This is a genomic window from Paeniglutamicibacter sp. ZC-3 (assembly GCF_025847175.2).
Taxonomy (GTDB): Bacteria; Actinomycetota; Actinomycetes; order Actinomycetales; family Micrococcaceae; genus Paeniglutamicibacter; species Paeniglutamicibacter sulfureus.
The window spans coordinates 79,765-90,121 of sequence record NZ_JAOYTG010000019.1 but is presented as its reverse complement, the minus strand read 5'-3'; the positions used below and the strand labels follow the sequence as shown (position 1 = coordinate 90,121).

The window sequence follows — 10,357 nt, the reverse complement described above, 5'->3', positions numbered from 1 at the left end:
GAATTCTTTGCAATCGGCTCCGCGCTTCACCCTTTCGGGCTACGTTGCGGTGCTCGGTGCGAGAAATAACTGTACGCGCATCCGGCCCAAATGTCCAAACGGCAGGAACCCTCACCACCAGGGGTCCAGGAACCCCGCAAAGACGGGAAATTTCCATCCCTCGGCACCAGGGAATCACCAAAACAAGGCAGAATACCTTTTGTGAGCTGGCCCATAGGAATTACCGCTTAATGTCTGGGATTCACCGTCCCCGTGTCTGACCTAAGATCTAGGCCTCAAACCCCTCGGGTTGGACCACACATATGGTGTCGGGATCCTCGGTCGAATAGTGGCCAACAGGATCTGCATACTCGACCCATGTGCCGGTGGGCTCTAGGTATTCGAATCGGTACTTGGAGCCGACCGAAACGCCAGGAATAAAGATTTCCCAGATCCCGCTATGGCCAAGCTGGCGCATGGCATGGGCGGAACCGTTCCAAATGTTGAAATCGCCGCAAACCCGCACTGCAACGGCCTCATCCTGCCTGACTACGAAACCAGTGCCTTCCACGTCCCCCATGGGTGAGGAGTAGTGCTGTGGATGTGCACCGAGCAAGAGTTCCTGCACCTGCGTTCCTCCGGTCCGCAGGCGATGGAGCTCCAGCTCACCCAAACGGGGTGTATGCCGATATGGATCATCGATCACGCGGACTCCCCCGAGCTCAATGCGTTGGATCCGGTAGTCGGGAACTCTGCCAATGTCCTTGGACTCGATCAACCCCACCCAGAGGTCTCCGTGCTCGCGAAGCATGGGTACCGTGGCCGTCGCGGTCAGGATGTTGATGGCCAGGACATCGCGCTGCAAGGTCCGGACGCACACATGCCCCAACAGGTTCAGGTGGGGCCCAAGGACCGCGTGCGGGGATTTGTCTTCTCCCCGTTCAACCGCTTCGAGGACCTCGGGTCGTACGTGCAAGGGCGCTCCCAATGATTCTTCTAGCCGGTGCGGCGCATAGTCGTCGGCGTCGAGCTCCGCTTGACCCATGGCTTTTCTCCATCCCCCTCGTTGCATCGTTCCGGGGTGCCCATCTTGCTTGTCGGCACCTGGGGTTCCGATTCACCTCACGCTATCGAGAATCGGTGGCCTTGGGAATAGCCACCCCTGTAGAGGCCGGTGAAGTAGGGCAAGGCTCGTTAACGAAGAAAGTGGCCCGACGAATCCTTGCCAGAAACGTCGAACCACTTTCATGAAATTCTAGTGCCATCCGGGCGGGGCCCGGTGCACGGTGCCTTAGGCGCTGCGCTTGCGCGAAACCTCGTAAAGCGTGATGCCCACGGCCATCGATGCATTCAGCGACTCCATGGAGGAGTTGATCGGGATCGAGACGATCATGTCGCAGTTCTCGCGCACCAGGCGGGACAGGCCCTTGCCCTCGGAGCCCACCACGATGCACAGCGGATCGGTGGCCAGGCCGAGATCCGGCAAGGAGACGTCGCCGTCGCCGTCCAGGCCGATGACAAATACGCCGGCTTCCTTCATGCCCTTGAGGGTGGAGGTCAGGTTGGGGGCACGGGTGACCGGCACGCGCACGGCGGCACCCGCACTGGTCTTCCAGGCCGAGGCCGTCATGCCCACCGAGCGGCGCTCGGGAACAATTACGGCGTGGGCATTGAATGCCGAAGCCGAACGGATGATCGCACCAAGGTTGCGCGGGTCGGTGATGCCGTCCAGTGCAATGAACAGCGGGGCGTTCTTGACGTAGCCCTTGCGGTGCTTGGAGATGGTGGCCTTGACGGTTTCCAGCGCATCGGCGTAATCGTACGGCGGGATCTGCAGGACCAGGCCCTGGTGGATTGCCTCGTCGGTCATCCGGTCCAGTTCCGGCTTGCCGGTTTCCATCACGGGGATGCCGCGTTCGGCGGCGATCTTCAGGGATTCACGCACGCGCTCATCCATGTCGATCCGGATGGCCACATGCAGCGCCTTGGCAGGAATGCCGGCGCGCAGGGCCTCGACGACCGAGTTGCGTCCGGTGACCAGTTCTTCGCTGTTCTTCGAGCGTCCGCCGGTGCTGCGGCCGCGGGAGGCGGGGCCGCCCTTGGAGGTTCCGCGCTTTGCCGCGGAGCGCTCGGCAAGCTCCTTGTTCTTGAAGGCCTTGTGGTACGGGCGGTCCTCGGCCTTGGGCGTGGGGCCCTTGCCCTCAAGCGCCTTGCGGCCATATCCGCCGGTTCCGACGGAGGGGCCCTTCTTGCTCTTGCTTTTGGCGCCGGAACGCCTTGGTGCAGCAGACATGATGGTGTATTCCTAGGATCGGGGCGGACGGCACGGCGATTTCACGCACCGCCCCGCCCATTTTAGCGACAAGGAAGGCATATTCCTTGCCCTTTGTGTGGCAACTTACCCTTTCAGGCTCCAACGGGCGCCGTCCGCCGAGTCCTCAACCACGATTCCGGCCTTGGCCAGGGTGTCGCGAATGGCATCCGAACGCGCCCAGTCCTTGGCCTCGCGGGCGGCTGCCCGGTCGGCCAATTGGGCGTCAACCAGCACCGAAAGTGCGGCGGACTGCGCGGCATCGGCGGAACCGCCGGCCTCGATGGTGTCGTCCAGGCCCAGCGTGTAGGTCATGGCCATGACCTGCTGCATGGCTTCGTCGGCCGCCTCGAGGTCGCCGGCTGCCAGCGCAATGTTGCCGCGGCGCACCGTCTCATGAAGCGACGCCAGTGCCTGTGGCACGTTGAGGTCATCGTTCATGGCGTCGGCAAAGGCCTCGGTCACCTCGAAGTGGTGCATGTCGATTGAGAAGTCCTCGGTGGGGCCCACGCCGTGGATGCGATCCAGCGCGTTGGCCACAAACCCGTCGATGCGCTCGACCGCGGACGTGGCCTCGGCGAGGGAATCGGGGCGGTAGTCCAGCTGGGAGCGGTAGTGCGCCTGGCCCAGAAAGTAGCGCACGGCCCGGGGGCTTGCCATTTCCAGCATTTCTGCCGGGGCAATGGTGTTGCCGACGGACTTGGACATCTTTTCACCCTCGTAGGTGACCATGCCGTTGTGCATCCAGAAGTTGGCGAACTCGTGGCCCGCGGCCATGGACTGGGCCATCTCGTTTTCGTGATGCGGGAAGCGCAGGTCCAGTCCGCCGCCGTGGATGTCGAAGGCGGTGCCCAGGTACTTGGTGACCATGGCGGAGCATTCCAGGTGCCAGCCGGGGCGGCCGGTTCCCCATGGGCTGGGCCAGGAAGCGCTGGCCGGATCGGTGTCCTTCTGCCCCTTCCAGAGGGCGAAGTCGCGCGGATCGCGCTTTCCGCGCGGGTCTGCATCCGGGGCGCCCTGCATGTCATCGACGTTCTGGTGGGTCAGCGAGCCGTAGGCCGGGAAGGAACGGACGTCGAAGTAGACGTCGCCGGAGTCATCCAGCGCCGGGTACGCATGGCCTGCCTCGATGAGTCGGGCAATGAGCTGGTGCATCTCCGGGATGTGGCCGGTGGCGCGGGGTTCGTAGGTCGGACGGCGCACCCCCAGGGTGTCATAGGCCGCGTTGAATTCCTGCTCGAAGCGGTAAGCCAGTGCGAACCACTGCTCGCGGGCAAAATAGTCTTCGTTTTCCTCAAAGTCCTCGGCGAAGGAGGCAGCTGACTTCTCCAGGATCTTGTCGTCGATGTCCGTGACGTTGCGGACGACGGTGACCTCGAAGCCGCGGTTTTCCAGCCAGCGGGTGAGGATGTCGAAGGCGATGGCGCTGCGTACGTGTCCCACGTGCGGCATGCCCTGGACGGTGGCGCCGCAGTAGTACAGCCCGACCTTGCCCTCGGTCAGGGGCACGAAGTCCCGGGTCGTTGCCTGCTGGGTGTCATAAAAACGGATGCTCACCTGTACAGGTTATCCGAGGTCGTCAAACACCCGGTGCGCCGCGATCGGCGTTTTTCAGCGCACCGAATACACCAATGCGGTGGCATAGGCGGTGACTCCCGCGCCGGCACCCTCGTACCCCAGGCCGTCGGAGGTGGTCGCGGTGACGCTGACCGGGGCACCGGCCGCCTTGCTCAACACGGCGTCGGCTTCCGTCCGGCGGGCGGCGAACTTGGGACGCCGGCCAACGAACTGGACCGCAACGTTGCCGATCTCGAATCCCGCGGCACGCACCAGGCGCGCGGCCTCGGCCAGCAACTTGGTGCCCGAGGCCCCGGCATATTCGGGACGGTCGGTGCCGAAGTGTGTTCCCAAATCCCCGATGCCGGCGGCCGAGAACAGCGCGTCGCAGGCGGCGTGGGCAACCGCGTCGCCGTCAGAGTGACCCGACAGGCCCTGGTCCTCGGGGAAATGGAGTCCGGCCAGCCACATGGCCCGGGGCTCGGCAGGATCGGCGACGGCATGAACATCGATGCCGATGCCGGTGCGCGGGATCAGCGGGGGCTGCTGGCCGCCGGAGTGCGGGGGCATAGGGGATTCCTTCGGGGGGTGTGCCGGCAACATGGATTCGGCCAGGACAAGGTCCGGCTTGGTGGTGATCTTCAGGGCCGCCGCTGCACCGGGGACGGTATCGACACGCTCACCCAAAATTTCCATGAGCATCGCATCGTCGGTGATGGCCTCGGCCTTGGACCGGTCCCAATCCGTGGCTTGTTGGTGTGCCGCCAACAGGGTGGGTGCGTGGAAACCCTGCGGGGTTTGGACGGCTCGCAGCAGATCGCGTGCCGGGGTGCCGGTGACGTGCGGCTGGCGTCCCGGATCGCTGGCCACCTGCTTGATGGTGTCCACCACCGGCATCACCGGAATCACCGCCCGTGCCCCCGCAAGAAGTGCGCTCACGACTTGGAGGAAGACCTCGGGTGGGGTCAGCGCGCGGGCTGCGTCGTGAATCAGGACGCGTTCGGTCCCGGGTTCCAGCGCCGCGAGTCCGGCACGCACCGAGTCGTTGCGGGTTGCTCCGCCGCTCACGCAGTGTGGTCGCAACGGATGGTTCGCCGCGATGGAAGCAAGTTCCACTTCGTCCTCCGGCAGCACTGCAATGACTTGGGCGGCGCAGCCGGCCAGCTGGATTTGGTCCAGCGCATGCTCGAGCAACGACCGGCCGGCCAGCGGGACCAGGGCCTTGGGGATGCCGTAGCCAAGCCGGGTCCCCGAGCCGGCGGCCACCACGATGACTGCCGTCTGGTGGATCTCTTGCTCGCTAAACGAAGTTGGGACATTCACGCCTTCCAGCCTAACGGTGTTCCAACGGCCCTTCCGCGCTGACTTGCCAGCGGCCTTTAAATGCCGGTGGGGGTCCGAAACGCCTTGCGGTGTTTCGGACCCCCACCGGGGTTCAAACCAAATAGAACTCGTGGCTGCTAAGAGGCCAAAACCTCGTCGAGCACGCTCTCGGCTTTTTCCTCATCGAGCTTCTTGGCCAAGGCCAGTTCGCTGATCAGGATCTGGCGGGCCTTTGCAAGCATGCGCTTTTCGCCTGCGGAAAGTCCGCGGTCGTTATCGCGGCGCCACAGATCGCGAACGACCTCTGCAACCTTGATTACGTCGCCGGAAGCGAGCTTTTCCAGATTCGCCTTGTAACGGCGCGACCAGTTGGTAGGCTCTTCTGTAAACTCGGCCCGCAGCACGTCGAAGACGTGATCCAGACCTTCCTGACCAACTACATCGCGCACACCAACGAGATCGACATTTTCTGCCGGAACCTCGATGGTCAGATCACCCTGGGCAACCTTAAGCTTGAGATACATCTTCTCTTCGCCCTTGATGGTGCGCATTTTGATCTCTTCGATCATTGCTGCACCGTGGTGCGGGTAGACAACTGTCTCGCCAACCTCAAAAACCATGTGGATAAACCCCTTTCCCACTACCTAGTTTACCACGATTGTTTGGCAAATTGATTCGGGGGGCTCCCCTACTCCCTTGTAATGGCGGGGTTTTGGGTCTTCCCAAGCGGCCGATCTCCTGCTATGCAAAGCAGTTATTTCGGGTCGTTTCATGGCTGTGATCAGCGCATTGATGACTCTTACGCCGGTGGCCGAATCATACATTCTCGACAAAACCCATTAGGCTAGGGGGCGAGAGTGGCTCCCTCGGGTGTATCCCGTGTGCCCACGAGCTCACCCGAACTCGAACCTGATTGAGGAGTTTGTGCCGTGATGACCGCACAGAAGAACCGTGGACGCCGCGTCGTTGCCGCAGCAGCCCTTGCCATTTTGTCCCTTGGTGTCACCAGCTGTGGTGCCATCAACGAGCAGGCAACGACCTTCCAGTACGCCGCATCCGATGGAATCGTTCTTAACGTCGGCGACGTCGAAGTCCGCAACCTGATGCTCGTCACCAAGAGCGCCACCGACGAGGCCCGACTGCTCGGCTCCCTGGTCAACAGCACCGATGCTGCCCAGAAGCTGGAAGTAACGCTTGCTTCCGGTTCGGTCAGCATCGATGTGCCAGCCAAGTCCGTCGTGTCCCTCGAAAAGACCGAAAACGCCAAGACCGTGCCTTCCACCGGAGTGCTTCCGGGCGCACTGGCCCAGGCGACCCTGAGCATCGGCTCGGGCTCCGACGAGGTCCGTATCCCGGTGATCGACGGAACCCTCGAGGAGTACCGCGACTACGTTCCGGGCGGACATGACCCGAAGAGCCTTGAGCACTTGACCCCGTCCGAGAAGCCCGCCGCACACTAAGGCGGCTTCGGCGCCCCAGCGGCGACGGCGAGAGAGCATAAACAGCGAAGGCGATGGGCCCGGAAGAATTCTTCCGGGCCCATCGCCTTCGGCGTCTGGATAGGAACCGACAGATCCGCGAAATCACGCACGGACTTCGCGCCGCGGCCTCTGCCTCACCATGACAACGAACGGCAACGGGCCCGCGGGGCGTCAGGAATGACGCCCCGCGGGCCCGTTGCCTTGATGCCTTCAGGCGTTCGCTATGCCTCGAACTTGTATCCCAGGCCGCGCACCGTGACCAAGTGGACCGGGGTCGCCGGCTCCGGTTCGATCTTCGAGCGCAGGCGCTTCACGTGCACGTCGAGGGTCTTGGTGTCCCCCACGTAGTCCGAGCCCCAGACCCTGTCGATCAGCTGCCCGCGGGTCAGCACCCGGCCGGCGTTGCGCAGGAGCATCTCCAACAGCTCGAATTCCTTCAGCGGCATCGGCACCTCCGTGGTGCGCACCGAGACCACGTGGCGTTCCACATCCATGCGGACGGGGCCGGCGGCAACGATGTTGGACACCAATTCGTCGCCCTCGCCCTGTCGGCGCAGCACCGCGCGGATGCGGGCCACCAGTTCCCGGGAGGAGTAGGGCTTGGTGACATAGTCGTCGGCACCCAGCTCCAGGCCGACGACCTTGTCGATTTCCGAGTCCTTGGCGGTCAGCATGATCACCGGCACCTGCGAGACCGTGCGGATCTGGCGGAACACCTCGGTCCCGGGCTGGCCCGGCAGCATCAGGTCAAGGAGTACCAGGTCGGCGCCGTGGCGCTCGAACTCGGTGACGGCATCCAACCCGTTGTCGGCCACGCGGACCTCGAAGCCCTCCTTTTCCAGCAGGTACGTCAACGGGTCTGAAAGCGATTCCTCGTCCTCAACCAGCAAAATACGGGTCATCCCCGTCCTCCTTCCGGCAGCGCGCCAGGCGCATGGGCCGTTTTGTGTTTATGGTCGTTCCTCGAGGGAAGCGACTCGTCTTGTTCGCCGGTTTCTTCAAGCATCGGAAGGCGCACCGTGAAGGTCGACCCTTGTCCGGGCTGGGACCACAGGGTGATTTCGCCGCCGTGGTTGGCCACCACGTGCTTGACGATGCTCAGCCCCAGGCCGGTTCCGCCGGTGTGCCGCGAGCGCGCCGCGTCAATGCGGTAGAAGCGTTCAAAGATCCGGTCCTGCTCGTCCGGGGCGATGCCGGGGCCCTGGTCCGTGACGGAAATCTGGACAAGCCCGTCGCGCTCCCGCAGTCCCACGCCCACGGTGGTGTCCTCGGGCGAGTAGCGGATAGCGTTGTCGATTAGGTTGCGCAGTGCCGTCATTAGCAGGTCGCGGTCTCCGAAGACCGGCTGGTGCACCGAGCCTCCCACCGAGATCTTGATGCGTTTTTCCTCCGCCGGCAACTTGTTGCGGTCCACGGCCTCTGCCAGCACCTCGTTGAGGTCGATGTTCTCACCCATCAGCACCACGTCGGTGCCCTGCAGCCGGGACAGTTCGATGATGTCCTGGACCAGCGCCGCCAGACGGGCCGATTCCTTGTGCAAGCGGGCGGTGAAGCGACGCACGGCCGTTTCGTCGTCGGCGGCTCCGTCGATGGCCTCGGCCAGCAGCGAGATCGCCCCGACGGGGGTCTTCAGTTCGTGGGACACGTTGGCCACAAAGTCGTTGCGGACCGCGGCGGTGCGGGTGATCTCGGTGCGGTCATCGGCAAGCAGCAGGATGTATTCCTCGCCCAGCGGGGCAACCCGCACATGGATGATCATGCTCGCGGCGCCCATGGTGCCCCGAGGGAGCTCGAACTCGCGTTCGGCAATCACCCCGTCGGCGCGGACCTTGCGGGCGAGGGTGCGCAATTCATCATGGATGAGCGTGTGCCCGCGCACCAGCCCATAGGCATAGGAGGCGGGGTTCGCACGCACCACCCCGTCGACCTCGTCGAGGATGACAAAGGCGCGGCCAATCACCGACAGCACTTCGGCGGAGCCCTCGGGCAGCGTCGGCTCGCCGACCACCGGCAGGCCGCCGCGGGAGCGCATCGAACCGCGGTACGCCATGATGCCCACAATGCCAAGGGCCAACCCGACGAGGCCCGCAACAAGGGAAAGCAAGACATCATTCACACCTCCTAGCCTAACCGGGGTTCAACCGTCCACCGGCTCCAAACCAGCCAATGACGCGACTCATTCACGAAACGTTCACCTCGTTTCCCCGGCCGATTCACCTGGTGCTGTAACAATGGACATGAACAGTTCCGTCGTCCGTGCCGGACGCGGTGACAAATCGTAGTGAAAGGACGCCCGCGTGCGTAAGGTTTTCCAGGCCGATCTGCAGCAAATCGGAGAAGAACTCATCGAGATGTCCCGTCTTGTGGCCACGGCCATGGAACGTGCCTATGAGTCGTTTACGAATGCGGACATCGATTTGGCCCAGGAAGTCATCGCCGAGGACGCCAAGATTGATTTCCTGCAGAACCAGCTCGACGAACGCGCCATCGACGTGTTGGCTCTCCAGGGTCCGGTGGCCTCGGACCTGCGCATGATCGTTGGATCGTTGCGCATGAGCGCCTCGCTGGAGCGCATGGGCGATTTGGCCCGACACGTGGCCCAGCTGGCACGTCTGCGCTTCCCGCAGCAGGTGGTCCCGGAATCCATCGCCCCCACCTTCAAGGAAATGGCGGAGCTCGACATCGCCATCGCCATCAAGGTCGGCGAATTGCTGGACACCCGCGACCTGGCCATTGCCCGGGAAATCATCGAGCTGAATTCCAAGATCGATGAACTGCACTCCTCGATCTTCAAGGTCGTGGCAGCTCCGGATTGGACCCACTCCGGGCCGACGACAGCCGACGTCACGCTGACCAGCCGCTATCTCGAGCGCTTTGGCGACCACGGGGTATCGGTGGCCCGCAAGGTCTCCTACCTGGTCACCGGCGAATGGGATCCGGACATCAGCGTCTTCTAGGCAACATGCCTCCGGCGGCACCGCGGCTTTCCGCCGATGCCACCACGCGCGATGGCCCCGCCGGAAACGGCGGGGCCATCGTTTTTTGCGTTTTGGCCAGGTGGCATTAAACGCCAAACCGCCACATGCCTTCCCGTGGAGCCGGGCGTCTTTCCGTGGAAGACACGACGTCTTCGGGGAGTGGGCGCACAGCCTGGGAAAATTGATGCAGCGGCAGTCGTTCTAGGCGCTGGGAGTGTTGCTTGGCCCTAGCCTTCGCAGTCGCGGCAGTATGCCACGCCGTTGGCCTCGCGCGCCAGGAGCGTGCGATGGCGGATCAGGAAGCAGGAGCCACAGAGGAACTCGTCTTCCTTCTGCGGAACGACGGTGACCGTCAGTTCCTCGTTCGACAGGTCGGCACCCGCCAGCTCGACACCATCCGAGGTGTCTTCCTCATCCAGGTCTCGGGACACGCTACGTGCGTCGGGAGCGTTTGCGGACTTGACCGCTTCAAGGGAGGCCTTACGGGCCTCGGCTACGTCTGGCCGGACCTCATCATAATCAGTTGCCACGAAATGCAATCCTTACGTGATTCAGGGGTACGTCGAGACGACACAGTACAGCATGAACCCGTGTGCGCAAGTGCCAATTTCCCATTTTTCGCCCCCCGCGCAGATTTTGTGACCAGTCGAACATTCCCAACGGTCTCCGAGACCGTATTTCCATGGCCCGGGACACAGTGGGGCCAGGGGTCTGCCCGCGCCGGATTC

Annotated in this window: 10 protein-coding genes; 2 read left to right on the top strand and 8 right to left on the bottom strand. The window is 63.4% G+C overall.

Translation table 11 applies throughout. The features are described 5' to 3' along the window. Positions 1–268: 268 nt before the first annotated feature. From OIU93_RS16865 to OIU93_RS16845, 5 genes are all read right to left on the bottom strand, one after another. On the bottom strand, positions 269–1,024 hold the full coding sequence (locus OIU93_RS16865; protein WP_264271219.1) for a hypothetical protein: 756 nt from the start codon (positions 1,022–1,024) through the stop codon (positions 269–271). 246 nt (positions 1,025–1,270) lie between these two features. Further along, positions 1,271–2,272, bottom strand: coding sequence for a 23S rRNA (guanosine(2251)-2'-O)-methyltransferase RlmB (gene rlmB, locus OIU93_RS16860; protein ID WP_264271218.1), 1,002 nt, complete (start codon positions 2,270–2,272; stop codon positions 1,271–1,273). 105 nt (positions 2,273–2,377) lie between these two features. Further along, the gene (gene cysS / locus OIU93_RS16855) at positions 2,378–3,847 is read right to left on the bottom strand and encodes a cysteine--tRNA ligase (RefSeq protein ID WP_264271216.1); all 1,470 of its coding nucleotides are present in this window, start codon (positions 3,845–3,847) and stop codon (positions 2,378–2,380) included. Positions 3,848–3,901: 54 nt separating this feature from the next. Further along, positions 3,902–5,170 carry a 2-C-methyl-D-erythritol 4-phosphate cytidylyltransferase gene (ispD, locus tag OIU93_RS16850; protein WP_264271215.1) on the bottom strand — a complete coding sequence of 423 codons (1,269 nt, stop codon included), beginning with the start codon at positions 5,168–5,170 and terminating at the stop codon, positions 3,902–3,904. A gap of 137 nt (positions 5,171–5,307) precedes the next feature. Next, positions 5,308–5,790: a CarD family transcriptional regulator gene (locus tag OIU93_RS16845; RefSeq protein ID WP_105551679.1), complete on the bottom strand. Its 483-nt coding sequence runs from the start codon at positions 5,788–5,790 to the stop codon at positions 5,308–5,310. A gap of 309 nt (positions 5,791–6,099) precedes the next feature. Here OIU93_RS16845 and OIU93_RS16840 point away from each other — a divergent pair, with 309 nt between their 5' ends. Continuing rightward, positions 6,100–6,630 (top strand): hypothetical protein, encoded by a 531-nt coding sequence (locus OIU93_RS16840; RefSeq protein WP_264271214.1) that lies wholly within the window; start codon positions 6,100–6,102, stop codon positions 6,628–6,630. 242 nt (positions 6,631–6,872) lie between these two features. Here the strand turns inward: OIU93_RS16840 and OIU93_RS16835 are convergent, their stop codons facing one another. Both OIU93_RS16835 and OIU93_RS16830 read right to left on the bottom strand, forming a co-directional pair. After that, complete coding sequence (locus OIU93_RS16835; RefSeq protein ID WP_264271213.1) at positions 6,873–7,553, bottom strand: response regulator transcription factor; 681 nt, start codon at positions 7,551–7,553, stop codon at positions 6,873–6,875. Beyond that, positions 7,550–8,767, bottom strand: coding sequence for a cell wall metabolism sensor histidine kinase WalK (locus OIU93_RS16830; RefSeq protein WP_264271212.1), 1,218 nt, complete (start codon positions 8,765–8,767; stop codon positions 7,550–7,552). Before OIU93_RS16830 ends, OIU93_RS16835 begins: the two co-directional genes overlap by 4 nt. A gap of 181 nt (positions 8,768–8,948) precedes the next feature. Between OIU93_RS16830 and phoU the strand changes: the two genes are divergently transcribed. After that, positions 8,949–9,608 (top strand): phosphate signaling complex protein PhoU, encoded by a 660-nt coding sequence (phoU, locus tag OIU93_RS16825; RefSeq protein ID WP_264271211.1) that lies wholly within the window; start codon positions 8,949–8,951, stop codon positions 9,606–9,608. A gap of 248 nt (positions 9,609–9,856) precedes the next feature. Here phoU and OIU93_RS16820 read toward each other — a convergent pair whose 3' ends face one another. Then, positions 9,857–10,159: a DUF4193 domain-containing protein gene (locus OIU93_RS16820; RefSeq protein ID WP_071214863.1), complete on the bottom strand. Its 303-nt coding sequence runs from the start codon at positions 10,157–10,159 to the stop codon at positions 9,857–9,859. Positions 10,160–10,357 lie beyond the last annotated feature (198 nt).